Origin of the sequence: Pseudomonas sp. WS 5410, assembly GCF_012985645.1 — a bacterium.
GTDB classification, from domain to species: domain Bacteria; phylum Pseudomonadota; class Gammaproteobacteria; order Pseudomonadales; family Pseudomonadaceae; genus Aquipseudomonas; species Aquipseudomonas shahriarae.
In genome coordinates this window covers 1-18693 of sequence record NZ_JAAQWS010000003.1, presented here as the reverse complement: position 1 = coordinate 18693, position 18693 = coordinate 1, and the positions used below count along the sequence as shown (strand labels likewise).

The window sequence follows — 18693 nt, the reverse complement described above, 5'->3', positions numbered from 1 at the left end:
GCTTGATAGGAATATCTTATATAGATGTTTATTGAATGGTCGAAATGTTAATTCCGGGAGTGTGCAAATGACTTCGATAACAGGCTTTCATCCTTTTTCTTTTTACAGTGATCTGGCCGGTAAAAATAAGCCGATAGATCCGGTGAATCCAACAAGCCCAATAGATAAAGTGCAGTCGGGTGTGCGCAATCCAAAGGACACAACCGCTGGTGATGATGCCGAATTTTTTAACGCCGATACCCAGGAATGGCAGCCAACCGCCTCTAATGGCAAAGGTGATGGCGGTTATGTGAACTTCGGTGATCCCTATCGAGAGCCCATAGATCATGAGCTGGTTTACGGAGCCAATGGGGAGTGGCAATTAAAAGCTGATGGATGATTGCTTAAAAGTTGAGTGGGTATTTTTGTTTGTAGTTCTTTGTAATTTTGGTGGGTACTTTTCAAAGTGTAGGGGTCGGGTTATAGGAAGTTTCTGTTATTAATGTGGGAGCCAAATGGGCAATGTTATTTGCCCATTGGTTTTTATCACTCAAAAGCTGTACTGGGCTCCTGCGCCCGCATACCACGACCTGCCGGGCGCGGCTTCGTAATAACGATCGTTGCCATCGCCGACAATCACCGAACCGATGTACTGGCGATCCAGCAGGTTGTCCAGGCGCAGGGTCTGGTGAAAGGTCCAGTGTTCGACTTTCTGTTCAAAGCGTGCACGCCAGTTGAAAACGCTGTAAGCCGGTGCCGCTTGTTTCTGGTTGGTGTCTTCGACATAGATCTTGCTGCGGTACATGCCTTCGACGGCGGTGCTGACCCAGTCCCGTGGTTTCCAGTTCAGTTCGGCAAAGAGCGTGGTCTGTGGGACGCCGGGTAGGTAGTTGCCCTTCTCCACGGTTTTGCCGCTGTTGCTGAAGTTGCTGTCGTAGGTGGCTTGCAGGCGGGTGTAGGCGAGGTTGGCGCTCCACTGTTCGCTCAGTTGGCTTTCGATACCCAGCTCAAAGCCACGGCGCAGGGTGCGGCCGGCGTTTTGGTAGCTGGTGCGTCCATCCTTCGATGCATTGACCACCAACTCATCTTCCGTAGTTATTTGGAATACGGCAGCGTTGACCCGCGTGCTGTTGTTCACCTGCGCCTTCAAGCCCACTTCATATTGAGTGCTTTCTGACGGCTTCAGGCCAAAGTTGAAACCTTCGATGTCACCAGGGGCGTAAGCCAGCTCTGCCTGGGTCGGTGTCTCGAAGCCTTTGCCGGCGCTGATGTAACCATGCAGATCGGGTGTGAAGGCGTACATCACGCTCACTGAGGGCGTATTCTTTTGATAGGTCTTGTTGCCGCTGGCATCGCCATTACCATTGCTAAAGAACTTGTCATTGACGTCAAGCTCCATGGTGCTGTGGCGCACCCCGGCTTGCAGGGTCCACCGGTCGATGGCCCAGTTGGCCTGGATGTACGGGTCGAGGCTGCGGGCGGTGTCGATTTCATTGCGGCGTAATTCGCCTTTCACGCCGAGGGTGTTGCCGTTGTAGTTCTTGTAGCCGTGACGGCTATCTTCGCTCTGGTCGAAGTCCAGGCCGGTGATGATCATCAATTCGCCCGGCACGCTGTCTATGGGCTGCATCCAGCGCACGCCACCGCCGTAGAACTTGCGGTCGAATTGCACTACGCCGCCGCCGCCAAGCTCGTTTGTGGGTGTGCCTTTGGGAATCGACAAATACTGAATCACACTCCTGCGCCCGGTGTAGGCATTCACCTGCAATGTCGCATCGCCAATGTACCGCTCGTAATTCATCCCTACCTGTTGGTGATCAATGCTCTTGCGTGTGTTGTACGCCAGGGCATTGCTGCTCACCGAGCGCGGGTCGGCCTTGTAGCCTGCCCAGGTCTGCCCCAGCGGGTCCTGGGTGCCGTTCTGCTCCAGGCTGCTGTAGATCAGGGCCAGCTTGCTGTCGTCATCGGGCTCGAGGTTGAGCTTGGCGAAGGTCTGGTCGCGGCGGGCGCTGCTGTGGTCGCGGTAGCCGTCGGTGTCCATGCGTGAGGCATCGAGGACAAAACCGGCGCCCTGCACCGCGCCCTCGGCGCTGAGGTGGTGCTTGTTCAGGCCATCGCTGCCGACCAGGGTTTCGGCGCCGATACGGGGTGGGCCTTCGCCGTTGCGCGAGAACATCTGGATCACCCCGCCGGCGTTGCTGCCATACAGGGTGGCGGCCGGGCCGCGCAGGACTTCGATGCGGTCGGCGGTGTCGAGGTTGAAGGTGGCGGCCTGGCCCTGGCCGTCCGGGGTGCTGGCGGGGATGCCATCGGCAATCAGTTTGATCCCGCGTACGCCAAACGCCGAGCGCGCGCCAAAGCCACGGGAGGAAATCTGCAGGTCCTGGGCATAGTTCTGGCGGTTCTGCACCACCAGCCCCGGCACGCGGGACAGGGCTTCCGAGGCATTGATGCCCAACTGGCCGTCGCTGATCTGCTCACGGCTGATGCTGTCCACCGAGTAGGGCAGGTCGAAACTGCGGCTGGCGCTACGCGAGCCCGTCACCACACTGGGGTCGAGAATCAGTGGGGCCTCTTCGGCCAGGGCTGTTTGCTGCAGGCCCAGCAGGCTGGGGAGCAACATCGCAAAACAGGTGGGAGCAACAACTTTCATGAGCGAACCAACTTCCATGACGCGCAGCGCCGGCGCGGAAAAAAGGGCGCGAGTTTAACGATTCTGCGTGGCGTTTCCGAAGAATATTCCCGCAAAATACCGGCATATTCGTCTTACGCCATCTTGGGTTAGGCTGTCCGCTCCATGCCAAAGAGGGTTGCCCGTGAATCCTACAAACATTCTGCTGCTTGCCGCCATTGTCCTTTCGACCACTGCCTGCGGCACCCTCGACACGGTGTTTCGCGAAGACGCAGTAGCCAGCCAGAAACTCAAGGACCTGCGCAGCCACTGCGAGAGCGTGCCCCGTATCTACAGCGGGGTGGTGTATGACTTCTGCTCCCTGAATGGCGAACCCAACGGCAAGAAAAGCCTGGAAGACCAGCAGATTGCCTCGGTGCCCTGGATTGCCATTGATTTTGCCCTGTCGGGTGTCCTCGATACTTTGGTACTGCCCTACACCGTCTACCGACAGAACCGCGATGGCAGTATCGAGATTTTCCGATGATGCCTCTTGTTTCTCCCTGCCATTTGCGGCTAGAGGCGTTTTGCCGCTTTTAAGCTATAATCCCGCCCTTTAGCTTTTCTCGCTGAGGCGAGGGGCACACATTTTTTCAGGCGCCAGCGCCTGCATGCAGACTAAAAGAGGCTAGACCCCAGTGGCATTGACGATTCTTGGCCTGTCCGGCGCCCTTAGCCATGATCCCTCCGCAGCCCTGTATATCGACGGCAAGCTGATCGCGGCCGCCGAAGAAGAGCGCTTCGTACGCGATAAACATGCAAAGAACCGCATGCCCTACGAATCGGCGAAGTTCTGCCTGGAACAGGCTGGCATCAAACCCTCCGACGTTGATGTGGTGGCGATCCCGTTTGCCCCGATCAGCTTGTTCGGCGAGGCTCGCTGGCACTATGCCAAGCGTTACTGGTACGCCCCGGACCGCGCCCTTGACGCGATCCTGATGGGCAACCGGCGCTACAAGCGCTATCGCAACAAGATTGTCTGGTGCCTGGAGCAACTGGGCTTCGATCCGAAGAAGATCAAGATCGAACCGGTTGAACACCACCTGGCCCACGCCTCCAGCGCCTATCACTGCTCGGGCTTCCAGGAGAAGACCGCGATCCTCGGGATCGACGGTAAAGGCGAGTACGCCACGACCTTCTTCGGTTATGGCGAGAACGGCAAGATCCACAAGATCAAAGAATTCTACGATCCGGACTCCCTGGGCGGCCTGTACGGCGCGATCACCGAGTTCCTCGGTTTCGAGATGCTCGACGGCGAGTTCAAGGTCATGGGCATGGCACCCTATGGCGATGCCAGCAAGTACGATTTCTCGCGCCTGGCCTCCTTTGAAAATGGCGAGCTGGTGATCAACACCGACTACGCCAACGTCATCGGCCTGCGCCGCTATAAAGAGAAGGGCAAGGGCTTCTACTTCTCGCCAAAACTGATCGAGTGGCTGGGCCCCAAGCGCGAAGGCGACATCGCCGACGAGCCGTACATCCACTACGCGGCCAGCATGCAGGCGTTGTTCGAGAAGCTGTCGTTGCAGATGATCGACCATTACCTGGGCGATATCCTCAAGGAAACCGGCAAGCTGGCCTTCGCCGGCGGCTGCGCGTTGAACGTCAAGTTGAACCAGAAGATCATTGCCCGCGACGACGTCAAAGAGCTGTTCGTGCAGCCGGCGTCCGGCGATGCCGGTACCGCCGTGGGTGCTGCGGCCTATGTGTCCCATGCCCGTGGGGTGCCGGTAGAGAAGATGGAGCACGTCTATCTCGGCCCGTCCTACAGCAACGAAGAAGTGATTGCCGCGTGTGCCAAGCACCCGAGCAAGCCGAAGTGGCGCCAGATCGACGATATGCCCAAGCGCATCGCCCAGATCATGGTCGACGGCAACCCGGTAGCCTGGTTCCAGGGACGCATGGAGTTCGGTCCGCGCGCCTTGGGCGGTCGTTCGATCATCGGTTGCCCGAGCGCCGTGGGCGTGGCTGACCGGATCAACCACCAGATCAAGTTCCGCGAGCGCTGGAGGCCTTTCTGCCCGTCGATGCTCGACACCGTGGCCCCGCAGATGATCAAGGTCGATCACCCGGCCCCGTTCATGACCTTCACCTTTGAAGTCGCCGAAGAGTGGAAAACCCGCGTGCCGGAAGTGGTCCATGAAGATGGCACCTCCCGCGCCCAGGTGCTCAAGCGCGAGTACAACCCGCGCTACTACGACATGATGAAAGAGCTGGAAGTGCTGACCGGCAATGGTGTGTCCCTGAACACCTCGCTCAACCGCCGTGGCGAAGCGATGATCTGCTCGCCGACCGACGCCCTGAACATGTTCTTCGGCTCCGACCTGCAGTACCTGATCATGGAAGACATCCTGGTCGTCAAAGATGGTGTGGAAGGGCAAGCCGTTGACTGAAGCACTGATTGGCGTCGTCATCCCTGCCTACAACTACGCGCGCACCCTGGGGCGCGCGGTTGAGTCGGTGCTGGCGCAACTCGACGAAGCCGATGCGCAGTTGTTGGTGATTGATGACGGCTCTACCGACGATACGCCGCAGGTGCTGGACGCTCTGCTGGCCAAGCACCCCGGACGCTTCCAGGTGCTGCGCAAGCCCAATGGCGGCCTGGCCTCGGTGCGCAATCGTGGCATTGAGGAGTCTGCGGGCCAGTACCTGATGTTCCTGGACGCCGATGATGAAATGGCCCCGGGCGCCCTGGCCCTGGTTGCGCAGCATATTGCTGCTCACCCGGATAGCCGCCTGATCATCGGTGGCCACTGGTCGGTATTTGAAGATGGCAAGCGCCGCCTGCATGCCGTCAAGCCCTTGCCTGCGACGCCTTATCTGCGGGTGCGCGGGTATTTGCTGGACAAGACCATCGCCATCTCCAATGGCGCCTGCGCCATGCACCGGGAGATTTTTGCGGTAGGCAACTACCCGGAGCGCATGCGCAACGCCGAGGATATCCCGGTGTTTGCCCAGGCCCTGGCGCGCGTGCCCTGCACGGTTATCGACCAGCCGCTGGCGTTGGTCTACAAGCATGCGGACAGCTTGCGGCATGACATCAAGCACAGTGTGGCGGCGGGTGTGAGCCTGGTTGACGAGGTGTTTTCGCCAGTGCGTATGCCGGCAGAGTTGCAAGGCTTGCGCAGTGCGTTTCTCGCGCAGCGCTGCCTGTCTTTGTTTCGCAATTGCTTAAGTGCTGGGGAGTACACGCTTGCCAGGCAGTTTTACTGCCAGGCGGTACGTACAGACTGGCGCGCCCTGACGCGTTGGTCGTACACACGCAAGGCGCTTCAGCTGATGTTCAAGTAAGCGTTTTGTAGCCTGTTACGCTACGCCTGGAATGACCTATGAAGCGCCTGAGTTGATTGCAATGACCGGGCGTTGGTTTTTTTGTGGCGTGGTGGCTTTTCTGGAATATATGTTTTCAAATCTTGTGCACACGATGTGACGCCAGGTTTTAAGGGGGGGGTGTGGTTGGAATTGGCAGTAAGTTGTGGGCCCGGGTTTTGAGTGTTGTCGTCGAACAGCCCGTTCGAGTGGCATTTTTCGGGAGTTTGCTGCTATCCCTGATCGCCGTATTGGGCGCCGCGACAGTCGGGCGTGATGCGGCGTTCTACCTGACCATTGCCCAGGACGCTCACGTCCACGGCCCTAAAGCCGCCTTTGCCCTGTTCAACTGGCCCTGGTTCTCCCTGCTCCTGGCGGGCACCCATTCGGTTACAGCCCTGCCCATAGAGCTGAGTGCTTACTTGTGGTGTTCGCTGTTTGCCGCCGGGACTTGTGCCCTGCTGGTTGACTGCGTTCGCCAGCGCTCGGTGCAGGTTGCGCCCTGGGCCTGCCTGGTGGTGTTGGCGATGCCGGCGTTCAACCAGTTTCGTGGCGAGATCCTGCGTGAGTTCGGCTTCTGGTTTTTCTGTACCCTGACGCTCTGGCTGGCCATGCGTTGGCAGGCCCGAGGGGGTTGGCTGCGTGCGTCAACCATCCACCTGGCAATTGTCGCGGCGGCAGCCTTCCGGCTGGAAGCGTTGTTGCTGTTGCCTGCGCTGGGCTTATGGCAGTTGCCTGGCCTGTGGCTGCGTGAGCGGCGCCTGGCGCTCCTGCAGTTTATTGCGCTACCGCTGCTCGGCGTGGTGGCGGGGGTGGTACTGGTCTCGGCAACCGGTGGTTTTTCATCGGCGCGCGTTGCCTACTATATGGACCTGATCAACCCGAGCAGTGTCCTGGCGTCATTTGATTTGCTGCGCGAGCAGTTCGCCAACTCGCTGATCAACAAGTACTCCCAGGATGAAGCCGGACGCATCATCTTTTTTGGCATCCTGGCGGCCATGGCCATCAGCTTTGTGAATATTTGCGGTCCGTTTGCCGTGCCGTTTTTACGGGGCCGCAATTGGCAGGCGATCAAGCGCTACTGGCATGAATACCGGCCTTTTGCCTGGGCGGCGGTGTTGTACCTGCTGGTATTGTTGTTGTTCTTTATCCAGCAGCAGTTCATGAACGTGCGCTACATGAGCTTCTTGAACCTGCTGTTGGTGCCGGCGCTGGCGATGGCGCTGCAGATGTTTGCCCAGCAGTTCCCGCGCCTGGGCAAGGCGCTGGTGGCGATATGCCTATTGGTGATGCTGTCCAATGTGGTGTCCACCGGGCCGGGCAAGGTCCAGTACGTCGAGGCGGGGCGCTGGATGGCGGCGAATGTCGAGCCGGATGTGCCTGCTTACTTCGATGATGGTCGTATCGGCTATTACGCTGGACGGGGTTATCTGCTCAAGCAATTGACGCGGGAGGTGGCAATGTCACCGGCCTATGCGGATAAATTCCGCTACTTCCTGATCGAAGCCCGCGGTAACGAGCCCTGGCTCACCAACTGGCTGGCCGAGCGCAACCTGCGCATCGTCGAACGCTTCGCCAATCGCCGAGGCGCCACGGTACTGGTCATCACCCAGTGAGATCAGTCCAGTAATTGCCGCAGGCGCTTAATCAACGGCGCCTGTTGACTGCCTGCCGGCAAGCCCTGGCGATAGCCATCGAAAAAGGCTTGCCCGGCATCATCGCCCAGCAGCCACTGGCGGTCCTCAGGGTAGCGTCGCAGATGGCTGAAGTTACGCAGGCGCTTGCTCTGGCTCAGGGGGGCGGTCTGGCAACTCAGGTCGGCAATGTCGATCAGCCCCAGGGTGTTTTCCGGTGTCAGGACCACGTTGCCAAAGTGCAGCGAGCGAAAGTACACGCCCTTCTCATGCAATTGCGCAATGAAGCTGCCAAGACGCACACGCAGGGCGTCGGCCTCGGCTGTGGCAAGCTGTAACTGGCGGATGGTTTCCCCGGCCAGCGGGCTGTAGTACACCGCATCCCGCGCAATGCTGGGGATGCGATACACCGCAATGATGCGCGGGCAGGGGATATCCCGTTGCTGCAGGGCGCGGGTGTTGTTGGCGAAACGTTGTGCATAGGGGTAGAACAGCGCTGAACTGAGCAGGCGCTTGCGCCGGAACAGTTTGAGCATGCAACCATCGGTCAACCGGAGCACCTTGTCGCCAGAACCATCGGCTTCCAGCACCTGCGCGCCGGCGCGCAGTGCCTCATAGGTGTTGTGATCGATTACTTGCATGCCTGACTCCCATCAATAGCCGGTTATCTTAACCGACTTGGTGCAAGGCTGGCCCCTGCTCATGTTTTTTGGGCTGAAGAGGCCTGTGATATGATCCGCGCCTTACTGATTTGCGCGGATTCCCATGAGCAGTCCTGAACCGAAAACCCAGTCGACGCTGGCGATTTACTTTCGCCTCCTGACTTACGTACGGCCTTATGTGGGTCTGTTCATCCTGAGTATCGTCGGGTTCCTGATCTTCGCATCGACCCAGCCGATGCTCGCTTATATCCTCAAATATTTCGTCGATGGCCTGGCGAACCCCGAGGCCAGCCTGTTCCCCGGCAACCCCTATCTGGGCAAGTTGCAGTTGCTGGAAACCGTGCCGCTGATGATCGTGCTGATCGCGGCCTGGCAGGGCGTAGGTTCGTTCCTCGGCAACTTCTTCCTGGCCCGGGTTTCCCTGGGGCTGGTCCACGACCTGCGTGTGGTGCTGTTCAACAAGCTGTTGGAGCTGCCCAACCGCTTCTTTGACAAGAACAACTCCGGCCATCTGATCTCGCGCATTACCTTTAACGTGACCATGGTCACCGGTGCTGCTACCGATGCGATCAAGGTGGTTATCCGTGAAGGCATGACTGTGATTTTCCTGTTCTGCACCCTGGTGTGGATGAACTGGAAACTGACCCTGGTGATGCTGGCGATCCTGCCGGTGATCGGCATGATGGTGAACAGCACCAGTCGTAAATTCCGCAAGCAAAGCAAGAAAATCCAGGTGTCCATGGGCGACGTGACCCATGTGGCATCCGAGACGATCCACGGCTACCGTGTGGTCCGCAGCTTTGGCGGTGAGCAGTATGAAAAGGTGCGCTTCGAGCAGGCGAGCCTGAGCAACACCGAGAAACAACTGGCGATGACCAAGACCGGCGCGGTGTACACGCCGATGCTGCAGTTGGTGACCTACAGTGCGATGGCCGTGGTCATGTTCCTGGTCCTGTATTTGCGTGGCGATGCCTCGCCGGGTGATCTGGTGGCCTACATCACCATGGCTGGCTTGTTGCCTAAGCCGATTCGCCAGCTTTCCGAAGTCAGCTCGACCATCCAGAAGGGTGTGGCGGGTGCCGAAAGTATTTTCGAGCAGTTGGATGAGCCGGTAGAAGTTGACCAGGGCGTGATTGAACATGAGCGTCTGGCGGGGCGCATTGAAGTGCGCAACCTCAGCTTCCAATACCCGGATAGCGACAAGAAGGTGCTCAACGACATCAGCTTTATCGTCGAGCCTGGGCAAATGGTCGCATTGGTAGGGCGTTCGGGCAGCGGCAAATCCACCCTGGCGGGTTTGATCCCACGCTTCTATCAGCACGAACAGGGGCAGATTCTGCTCGATGGCGTACGCGTGCAGGATTTCACCCTGCGTAACCTGCGCCGGCAAATCGCCCTGGTGACCCAGCAGGTCACCTTGTTCAACGACACCGTGACCAACAACATCGCCTATGGCGACCTGGCCGGCGCGCCCACCGACGCGGTGCATCATGCCGCTCGCGAAGCCTATGCCGATGAGTTCATCGTGAAGATGCCCCAGGGCTATGAAACCCTGGTGGGCGAGAACGGCGTGTTGCTGTCCGGTGGCCAGCGCCAACGCATCGCGATTGCCCGGGCCCTGCTCAAGGATGCGCCGCTGTTGATTCTCGACGAGGCCACCTCGGCCCTGGACACCGAGTCCGAGCGCCATATCCAGGCCGCCCTGGACCATGTGGTGAAGAACCGCACGACCCTGGTGATTGCCCACCGCCTGAGCACCATCGAGAAAGCTGACCTGATCCTGGTGATGGATGACGGCCAGATTGTCGAGCGCGGCACCCACGTTGAGTTGCTGGCGAAGAATGGCTACTACTCGCGGTTGCACGCCAAGGAGTTCGAAGAAGGTGACCCGGTGGCGCCCTCCCACGTGACAGATGCCTATTGAGGCGCCATTGCAGCCAGGCTGGCATTGACCGCCAGGATTGAATCGGTCGATGCTTTTCCCTGTGCTAATATCGCGCCCCTGTTCATTTTGTATGTGGGTTGCTCCATGAAGTTGTCCATGCCGCGATTCGATCAAGCCCCTGTCTTGGTGGTCGGCGATGTCATGCTCGACCGTTACTGGCATGGCGGTACCTCACGGATTTCCCCTGAGGCACCGGTACCGGTAGTCAAGGTCGAGCAAATCGAAGACCGTCCAGGGGGCGCCGCCAACGTTGCCCTTAACATCGCCGCGCTCGGCGCCCCGGCCTCCCTGGTCGGCGTGACCGGCGACGACGAAGCCGCCGACAGCCTGACCAACAGCCTGCGCGGCGCTGGCGTGCGTGCGCTGTTCCAGCGCATTGCCCACCAGCCGACCATCGTCAAGCTGCGGGTCATGAGCCGTCACCAGCAATTGCTGCGTATCGACTTTGAAGAACCCTTTGCCACCGACGCCCTGGCCCTCAGTGACCAGGTCGACGCGTTGCTCGAAGGCATCAAGGTGCTGGTGCTGTCGGACTACGGCAAAGGCGCACTGAAAAACCACCAGGTGCTGATCCAGGCTGCCAAGGCCCGGGGCATACCGGTGCTGGCCGATCCCAAGGGCAAGGACTTCTCGGTCTACCGGGGCGCCAGCCTGATCACGCCGAATCTCAGCGAATTTGAAACCATCGTCGGCGGCTGCGTCGATGAGCACGACTTGGTGAGCAAAGGCGCAAGCCTGATGGCCGACCTCGACCTCGGCGCGTTGCTGGTGACCCGTGGTGAACACGGCATGACCCTGCTGCGCCCCGGTCACCCGGCCATGCACCTGCCTGCGCGAGCGCGGGAAGTGTTCGACGTCACCGGCGCCGGCGACACCGTTATCTCCACCCTGGCGGCGGCGATCGCCGCCGGCGAGGAGTTGCCCCACGCGGTGGCCCTGGCCAACCTGGCGGCGAGCATCGTGGTCGGCAAACTGGGTACGGCGTCCATCAGCGCCCCGGAACTGCGTCGCGCGATCCAGCGTGAGGAAGGTTCGGAGCGTGGCGTGTTGAGCCTTGAGCAGTTGCTGCTGGCAATTGACGATGCCCGCGCCCATAACGAAAGCATTGTCTTCACCAACGGTTGCTTCGACATCCTGCATGCTGGCCATGTGACTTACCTGGAGCAGGCTCGCGCCCAGGGTGATCGCCTGATCGTGGCGATCAACGACGATGCTTCGGTCAGTCGCCTCAAAGGCCCTGGCCGGCCGATCAACAGCGTGGATCGGCGCATGGCGGTGCTGGCTGGGTTAGGCGCGGTGGACTGGGTGATCAGCTTCTCCGAGGGCACCCCGGAAAACCTGCTGGCCCAGGTCAAGCCAGATGTATTGGTCAAGGGCGGGGATTACTCGGTCGACCAGGTGGTCGGTGCCGATATCGTCAATGCCTATGGCGGCAAGGTCAAAGTCCTGGGATTGGTGGAGAACAGCTCGACCACCGCGATTGTCGATAAAATTCGTCAAACCAACGATGCCGCCCGATAGGTTTACCGCTATGTCTGATGCTCTCGTACTGATTACCGGAGGTGCTGGTTTTATCGGCTCCAATCTGGTCGATGCACTGCTAGCCAAGGGCTATGCGGTGCGCGTGCTGGATAACCTGTCCACCGGCAAGCGCAGTAACCTGCCATTGGATAACCCGCGCCTGCAACTGCTCGAAGGCGATGTGGCCGATGCCGCACTGGTCGCCCGCGCAGCGGTGGGAGCGACGGCGGTGGTGCATCTGGCGGCGGTTGCTTCGGTGCAGGCGTCGGTGGATGACCCGGTCAGTACGCACCAGAGCAACTTCGTGGGCAGCCTGAATGTCTGCGAGGCCATGCGCCAGGCTGGGGTCAAGCGCGTGGTGTTTGCCTCCAGTGCGGCGGTGTATGGCAATAACGGCGAAGGCGACTCGATCGACGAGCAAACCGCCAAGGCACCGTTGACGCCATATGCCTCGGACAAGCTGGCCAGCGAGCACTACTTTGACTTCTATCGCCGCCAACATGGCCTAGAGCCGGTGATTTTCCGCTTCTTCAATATTTTTGGCCCGCGCCAGGATCCGTCATCGCCGTATTCCGGGGTGATCAGCATCTTCAGCGAGCGCGCGCAAAAAGGCCTGCCGATTGCCGTATTCGGCGACGGTGAGCAAACCCGTGACTTCATGTACGTCGGGGATCTGGTAGCGGTGCTGGTGCAGGCTGTGGAAATGGCGGATGCCCCCCTGGGCGCGATCAATGTCGGCTGGAACCACACCACCACCCTCAAGCAGTTGCTGCAGGCGCTGTCGGAAATCATCGGCTCGTTGCCGGCTGTCAGCTACACAGAGCCGCGCTCGGGGGATATCCGGCACTCCAGAGCCAACAACCAGCGCTTGGCGGCAAGCTTCACATTGCCTGAGCCGACGCCGCTGAAGGTTGGTCTGGAGAGACTACTTAACCAGTAGGTACCGCTCGCCACAGGCGGGGCTGCTTCAGCGACCCGCCTTCTTCGGCACCATCTTGCGCAAGATCTGCCTGGCCCGTCCGGTCAATTGCTTCAACTTCGATTCCTTCTCCGGCGCGCTCAGGCCCTGTTGCCTGAGCCAGTCCTTCCAGCGGATCCGCTCATCGCGCACCAACCAGCCCACCTGCTGGGCAAAACTCTCCGCCAGGTACAACCCACGGGTGCTCGCCGGGATCAGTTGATCCTTCTTCAGGGTATACAGCTCGGCGCACGGCTGGCCGTCCTTCAGGGGCATCAGGTACAAATCCGGGCGCTGGCGGTCCAGGCGCGCCACCAGTTGGTCGCCCTCCAGGCGTTCGTCCACATGGAACAGGCTCAGGGACTTGGCTTCCTTGGGCACCTCCAGGCGCAGGTCATAGATCAATTGCAGTGAGGCCGTGGGCAGGTGCACATAGGCCCGCGGGCGTTCGATCAACTGCATGCTGGCGCAGCGCACCGGGCGGGCGGCGCCGGACAGCGGCGACAGGCGAAACGGCAAGGCCTCGCGGTAGTGCAGGGCGCTGGAGTAGGGCGCCGGCAGCCAGGTGTCATTGAAACGTCCGCCGAGCCAGCCCTCCGGGGTTTCCAGCAGGCATTCCTCGGCGATTTCCTGGATAGCGGTGTGCAGCGGCAGGTTCAGTTCATGGGCTGGCACGTAGCCGGAGATCAGCTTGAGCACCACATCGCCACGGTCCTGCCGGCGCTGGCGGACTAACACCCAGTAATCGCGGTTTTGCCAATGCAGCGTCAGGCGCACCGACACCCCGAGGTTGGCCAGTTCCAGGGCAAAGCGTTCGGCGTCTGCCACGTCCACTGGCTTGCGCCGCTGCAGGGTCTGGGCAAAGTTGAGCGGCATGCCCACGCTCTGGTAGCTCAGGCCTTCGGGGGTGGCTTCGACGTACAGCGGCAGTGTTTTGAAATTACTGGGGTTTTTTCTTATGAGCGTTCGCGGCATGTCGGCTCCTTCTTGCGTCGGGGTCGGCCGCGTGGGCGGCATCAGGATTGGCGAATGATCTTGGCAGCGGTTGCCACATTATGGGCAAGGTGCAGCGGGTTGATGGTTCCGACAATAGCACTGGCCACGCCCGTTTGCGCAAACAACAAGGTGAAACTGGCGTGAATTGGATCCACTCCCGGCTCAAGGCAGGCATGGCCACTGGCCAGGGCCTTTTTCACCAGGATGCCTTTGCCATGGGCGGCGGCATAATCAATCACGGCTTTTTCGTTTTGCTCGCTCAGATTGTAGGTGACCATGGCGCAATCGCCTTGTTCCAGAGCCTTCACCCCGCCTTCGACGGTTTTGCCGGAGAAGCCGAAACCGCGAATCTTGCCCTCGCGCTTAAGCTCCGCCAGAGTCTGGTACACCTCGCAGTCGTTGAGGATATGCAAGTCGTTGCCATCGGAATGCACCAGCACCAGGTCGATAAAATCCGTTTCCAGGCGTTTCAAGCTGCGCTCCACGGACAACCGGGTGTGGGCGGCACTGAAATCGTGATGGGACACGCCGTCGGCAAATTCTTCGCCGACCTTGCTGACAATCACCCAGTCCTGGCGCTGGCCTCGCAGCAACGGCCCCAGGCGCTCTTCGCTATGGCCGTAGGCGGGGGCGGTGTCGATCAGGTTGATCCCCAGCTCGCGGGCCTGGCGCAGCAACATGCGCGCTTCTTCATCATTGGGGATCTGGAAACCATTGGGGTACTTCACCCCCTGGTCGCGCCCCAGCTTCACGGTGCCCAGGCCCAGTGGCGACACCAGCAGGCCGGTGCTGCCCAGGGGGCGATGGAGGTCATGCAGGGTCGGTAGGCTCATGGCAACAATTGCTCCCAGGCAGGTTGGGCGATGGCCGGGCGCGGCAGTTCGGGCAGCGGTGTGCTTGGGGTCGGCTGGATGCCGTCACGTTGCAGGGCGCTGAGCACCCGGTCGGCGAAGTCCGGCGCCAGGGCCAGCTTGGTCGGCCAGCCCACCAGCAAGCGGCCCTGTTCGGCGAGGAACGCGTTGTCCGGCCGGGTCAGGCCCGTTTGCAGGGGTTCGGCGCGGTCTACCCGCAGGGTCGCCCATTGGGTTTGGCTCATGTCGATCCATGGCAGCAGGTGCGCCAGTTCCTTTTGCGCCGTGGCGATCTGCTCGGCGGGCGTGCGGTGCACACCTTCGGTCTCGGCAATATCACCGCCCATGTACCACACCCAATGGCCATCGGCGGCCGGGTGGGTGGTGATGGTGATCCGTGGCTTGGTGCCGCCACCCAGGCAGTGCGCGTACAGGGGTTTGAGGCCGGGGCCCTTGGCGATGATCATATGCAGCGGGCGTTTTTGCATGGCTGGCTGGCTCAGGCCCAGGGCCGTCAGCAGCTCGGCGGTGCCGCCGCCGGCACTCAGCACGATGCGCTGGGCGCGGATCGCCCGGCCATCGACTTTCAGGCCAACGAGGATGCCACCTTCCAGCAGCGGTTCGATCTGTTGCCCGGCGAGCAGGCCGTCGCCGGCCAGTTGTGCCAGGCGCTCGATCAGGCTCGGCACGTCCACCACCAGTTCGGCCAGGCGATAGACCTTGCCCTTGAAGCGGCGGTCTTGCAGGGCCGGCGGCAAATCGTCGCCCTTGACCTGATCGACGCGGCCACGCACCGCCTTGCTGGCGAAGAAGCTGGTGAGGTTGCCGGCCAGGGTGCCCGGCGACCACAGGTAATGGGCCTGGGACAGCAGGCGCACGCCCGTCAGGTCCAGCTCGCCAGTACCCGCCAGCGCTTCCCGCCAGCGTCGCGGCATATCGGCAATGGCTTCGGAGGCGCCGGTCAGGGCGCCATGCAGGGCGTACTTCGCACCGCCGTGAATGATCCCCTGGGACTTCACGCTCTGCCCGCCACCCAAGGTCGCGTTCTCCACCACAATCGTGGAGAACCCCTGGCTGCGCAGGCGCGCATTGAGCCAGAGGCCGGCAACCCCGGCGCCGACAATCAGGACGTCGGTGGAAATAACGGATGGCATGGGGCGACCTCAGTGTTCAGAACAAGAGGCCAAGTATACAGACTCGACAGCGGGATCTTTGCCCAGGATCAACAACTGTAGAAGGTCAGTGGCCCGCGGTTTTCGAAAACAACTGAATCACCACCACCCCCAGCACAATCATGCCCATCCCCAGCATCGCCGGCAGATCGAGTTTTTGCCCATAGATAAACAGCGCCGCGATGCTGACCATGACGATCCCCAGCCCCGCCCACACCGCGTAGGCCACGCCCACGGGCACGGTGCGCACCACCAGGGTCAGCATCCAGAATGCGACGCCATAGCCGACGATCACCAGCAGCAGGGGGATCGGCGTGCTCCAGCCCTTGATTGCTTTCATGGAAACGGTGGCGATCACTTCCGAGCAGATGGCAATGGCCAGGTAGTAGTAGGCGGCGTTCATGGGGTGTTCCTCGGAATTGGGGCGCGTAATAAGGCCGGCATTCTAGAGAATCCGCAGATGGGGTAAAGTCATTACCTATCCGAATTCAAGATGGGTTGAGCCGATGAGCGTGCAGTGGAATCTGGAGCAGATGCGTCTGTTTGTCAGCGTCGCCGAGCAGCGTTCGTTCTCGGCGGTGGCACGGGACCAGCGCAAGGCGCAATCGGCGGTGAGCAATGGCATCGCCCTGCTGGAGGCCGACCTGGGCGTGAGCCTGTTTGATCGCAGCAGCGGTCGTCAGCCACGCCTGACCGAGGCCGGCACGGTATTGCTGGAGGAAGCCCGGGAAGTGCTGCGCCAGTGTGAGCGCCTCAACGGCCGCGCCCTGTCCCTGATGCGCGGCGAAGAAGCGCGGCTGCGTCTGGCCCAGGACGAAGCCATGCTGTATCAGCCGGTACTCGACAGTCTTGAGGCGCTGGCCGGGAAATTTCCCAGCCTGGAGGTGCAGTTGTCCAGCACGGCCCAGGGCGATGTCGCTCGCAAGTTGGTGGAGCGCAAGGCCGACCTGGGGTTGCTGTTCTACCACGATCAGATCCCTGAGGCCCTTGAACGGCGGGTGGTCGGCAGTGTGGAAATGGTCACGGTGTGTGGCGTCGGGCACCCGCTGGCCAGGGGTGGGTTTGTCGATTGTCAGCGTCTGGCGCAGTTTCGCCAATTGCTGATGTCGACCCAGACCAGCGTCTACCCCGGCAGCGAGGCGGCCAGCCCCCAGGTATGGCGCGCCGACAGTTTCTACGTGCTGGCCGAATGGTTGGTGCGCGGCCTGGGCTGGGCCTGGTTGCCCCGGCATGTGGTGCAGTACCCGACGTATCAGGGGCAGATGGTCGAGTTGGACAGCGAGTGGACGCCGCCGGCCCTGGTGGTGGAATTGGTATGGCGGCGCGATGAGCCCCTGGGCCCGGCGGCGCGCTTTCTGGCCGAACGTTTTACCGCGTGTTTGCAGGCGATCGGCTGAAAAAGCCGATAAACTCCGCCGCCATGAATAGAACTCTCTATAGCTGTCTGTTTTACCTGGCGCTGCCGTTGGTGGCCTTACGTCTATGGCTACGGGCCCGCAAGGCGCCGGCCTACGCCAAGCGCGTCAGCGAGCGCTTTTCCTACGGCTTGCCGTTACTCAAGCCCGGCGGGATATGGGTGCACGCGGTGTCGGTGGGCGAGAGCATCGCCGCCGCGCCGATGATCCGCGGTTTGCTGGAGCGGCATCCACAGTTGCCGATCACCGTCACCTGCATGACGCCCACCGGTTCCGAGCGGATCCAGGCGCTTTTCGCCGATGAACCGCGCATCCAGCATTGCTACCTGCCTTACGATTTACCGTGTGCCGCCAAGCGTTTTCTGGACCGGGTGCAGCCCAGGCTTGCGGTCATCATGGAAACCGAATTGTGGCCCAACCATATTCATCAATGTGCCAAGCGCGGGATCCCCGTGGCCTTGGCCAATGCGAGGCTGTCGGCACGTTCGGCCAAGGGTTACGGGCGTTTCGCCAAGCTGACTGCGCCAATGCTGGCAGACATGAGCCTGTTCGCGGTGCAGACCGCCACCGAGGCCGAGCGCTTTCGCAGCCTGGGCGCACGCCCGGAAACAGTCGAAGTCACCGGCTCGATCAAGTTTGACCTGACCATCGACCCCGAACTGCTGGCGCGCGCCGCTGCGTTGCGCGAGCAATGGCAGGCCAGCGAGCGCCCGGTATGGATCGCCGCCAGTACCCACGAGGGCGAAGATGAAGTGGTGCTGGCTGCCCATCGGCAACTACTGGCCAGTTACCCCAACGCGCTGCTGATCCTGGTGCCCCGTCACCCGGAGCGGTTCAACGCAGTGCTGGAGCTTTGCCAACAGCAGGGTTTTGCTACGGTGCAGCGCTCCAGCGGCGCGCCGGTCGGTGCCGACACCTCGGTATTGCTCGGCGACACCATGGGCGAGCTGCTGTTTCTCTACGCCTTGGCCGATAGCGCCTTTGTCGGCGGCAGCCTGGTGCCTAATGGCGGGCACAACCTGCTGGAGCCGGCGGCGCTGGCCAAACCGGTGATCAGTGGCCCGCACCTGTTCAACTTCCTCGAAATCGCCGCGATGATGCGCGAGGCCGGAGCGTTGCAGGAAGTGGATGATGCCGAGGGGTTGGCCGAGGTGGTGCGGCAGCTGTTCGAGCTACCGCAGGATGCGCGCAAGCGGGCGCTGGCGGGGCTTAACGTGATGCAGGCTAATCAGGGCGCGTTGAAGCGTTTGCTCGATGGCTTGGACAGACTAATCAAACCCTGACCCCGCTCGGTCAAAAATGTGGGAGCGGGCTTGTCTGCGATAGCCATAGGTATCTACATAACTCTTTTATCTAGTGCTTATTGGGGTTGTGTACATATCCGTTGCTGCGGTCATGGCCACTCAGGGTTCCGCCCTTACGGCGGCTCACTTTGGAAAGCTCCAAAGTAAGCAAAGGGCTCTTGCCCCACCACTCGGTGCCTCGCCTAGGCTCGGCATGCCCGCAGTCAGGCATTGCTCCGTGGGCCCGCCGCGATCGGCCATCCATGGCCGTGTCGCGGCTACCCCGGCATCCATGCC

Annotated in this window: 16 protein-coding genes; 10 read left to right on the top strand and 6 right to left on the bottom strand. The window is 61.0% G+C overall.

All coding sequences use genetic code 11. The features are described 5' to 3' along the window. The first annotated feature begins 67 nt into the window (after nt 1-67). Nucleotides 68-379: a hypothetical protein gene (locus HBO24_RS05955; RefSeq protein WP_157717210.1), complete on the top strand. Its 312-nt coding sequence runs from the start codon at nt 68-70 to the stop codon at nt 377-379. Between the two features lie 150 nt (nt 380-529). Here HBO24_RS05955 and HBO24_RS05950 read toward each other — a convergent pair whose 3' ends face one another. After that, on the bottom strand, nt 530-2632 hold the full coding sequence (locus tag HBO24_RS05950; RefSeq protein WP_170059410.1) for a TonB-dependent receptor: 2103 nt from the start codon (nt 2630-2632) through the stop codon (nt 530-532). A 163-nt stretch (nt 2633-2795) separates the two neighbouring features. Here HBO24_RS05950 and HBO24_RS05945 point away from each other — a divergent pair, with 163 nt between their 5' ends. From HBO24_RS05945 to HBO24_RS05930, 4 genes are all read left to right on the top strand, one after another. After that, nucleotides 2796-3137: a YceK/YidQ family lipoprotein gene (locus tag HBO24_RS05945; RefSeq protein WP_057437310.1), complete on the top strand. Its 342-nt coding sequence runs from the start codon at nt 2796-2798 to the stop codon at nt 3135-3137. A gap of 151 nt (nt 3138-3288) precedes the next feature. Then, nucleotides 3289-5043, top strand: a complete 1755-nt coding sequence (locus tag HBO24_RS05940) for a carbamoyltransferase (RefSeq protein WP_057437314.1) — start codon at nt 3289-3291, stop codon at nt 5041-5043. Beyond that, entirely contained in the window at nt 5036-5941 is a 906-nt protein-coding gene (locus tag HBO24_RS05935) for a glycosyltransferase family A protein (RefSeq protein WP_262152905.1), read from the top strand. The genes HBO24_RS05940 and HBO24_RS05935 overlap by 8 nt, the downstream gene beginning before the upstream one ends. A gap of 245 nt (nt 5942-6186) precedes the next feature. Continuing rightward, the gene (locus HBO24_RS05930) at nt 6187-7575 is read left to right on the top strand and encodes a hypothetical protein (protein ID WP_262152906.1); all 1389 of its coding nucleotides are present in this window, start codon (nt 6187-6189) and stop codon (nt 7573-7575) included. Nucleotides 7576-7577: 2 nt separating this feature from the next. Here the strand turns inward: HBO24_RS05930 and HBO24_RS05925 are convergent, their stop codons facing one another. Then, on the bottom strand, nt 7578-8234 hold the full coding sequence (locus tag HBO24_RS05925) for a phosphotransferase (RefSeq protein ID WP_170059407.1): 657 nt from the start codon (nt 8232-8234) through the stop codon (nt 7578-7580). Nucleotides 8235-8358: 124 nt separating this feature from the next. Between HBO24_RS05925 and msbA the strand changes: the two genes are divergently transcribed. The 3 genes from msbA (at nt 8359) to HBO24_RS05910 (ending at nt 12661) form a co-directional block, all read left to right on the top strand. Next, nucleotides 8359-10179 carry a lipid A export permease/ATP-binding protein MsbA gene (msbA, locus tag HBO24_RS05920; RefSeq protein ID WP_170059406.1) on the top strand — a complete coding sequence of 607 codons (1821 nt, stop codon included), beginning with the start codon at nt 8359-8361 and terminating at the stop codon, nt 10177-10179. A gap of 105 nt (nt 10180-10284) precedes the next feature. Next, nucleotides 10285-11721, top strand: a complete 1437-nt coding sequence (gene hldE, locus HBO24_RS05915; protein ID WP_115129349.1) for a bifunctional D-glycero-beta-D-manno-heptose-7-phosphate kinase/D-glycero-beta-D-manno-heptose 1-phosphate adenylyltransferase HldE — start codon at nt 10285-10287, stop codon at nt 11719-11721. Nucleotides 11722-11731: 10 nt separating this feature from the next. Beyond that, entirely contained in the window at nt 11732-12661 is a 930-nt protein-coding gene (locus HBO24_RS05910) for an NAD-dependent epimerase/dehydratase family protein (RefSeq protein WP_057437323.1), read from the top strand. A gap of 27 nt (nt 12662-12688) precedes the next feature. Here the strand turns inward: HBO24_RS05910 and HBO24_RS05905 are convergent, their stop codons facing one another. From HBO24_RS05905 to HBO24_RS05890, 4 genes are all read right to left on the bottom strand, one after another. Continuing rightward, the gene (locus HBO24_RS05905) at nt 12689-13654 is read right to left on the bottom strand and encodes a metal ABC transporter ATPase (protein WP_170059405.1); all 966 of its coding nucleotides are present in this window, start codon (nt 13652-13654) and stop codon (nt 12689-12691) included. Nucleotides 13655-13695: 41 nt separating this feature from the next. Continuing rightward, entirely contained in the window at nt 13696-14508 is an 813-nt protein-coding gene (locus HBO24_RS05900) for an aldo/keto reductase (protein WP_115127239.1), read from the bottom strand. Further along, nucleotides 14505-15680: an FAD-dependent oxidoreductase gene (locus HBO24_RS05895; protein ID WP_057437329.1), complete on the bottom strand. Its 1176-nt coding sequence runs from the start codon at nt 15678-15680 to the stop codon at nt 14505-14507. The genes HBO24_RS05900 and HBO24_RS05895 overlap by 4 nt, the downstream gene beginning before the upstream one ends. An 85-nt stretch (nt 15681-15765) precedes the next feature. After that, nucleotides 15766-16101 (bottom strand): multidrug efflux SMR transporter, encoded by a 336-nt coding sequence (locus tag HBO24_RS05890; protein ID WP_057437331.1) that lies wholly within the window; start codon nt 16099-16101, stop codon nt 15766-15768. Between the two features lie 103 nt (nt 16102-16204). On the opposite strand from HBO24_RS05890, the gene HBO24_RS05885 reads away from it, so the two are divergent. Next, nucleotides 16205-17095 carry a LysR family transcriptional regulator gene (locus HBO24_RS05885; protein ID WP_057958130.1) on the top strand — a complete coding sequence of 297 codons (891 nt, stop codon included), beginning with the start codon at nt 16205-16207 and terminating at the stop codon, nt 17093-17095. Nucleotides 17096-17118: 23 nt separating this feature from the next. Then, on the top strand, nt 17119-18396 hold the full coding sequence (gene waaA, locus HBO24_RS05880; protein WP_170059404.1) for a lipid IV(A) 3-deoxy-D-manno-octulosonic acid transferase: 1278 nt from the start codon (nt 17119-17121) through the stop codon (nt 18394-18396). Nucleotides 18397-18693 lie beyond the last annotated feature (297 nt).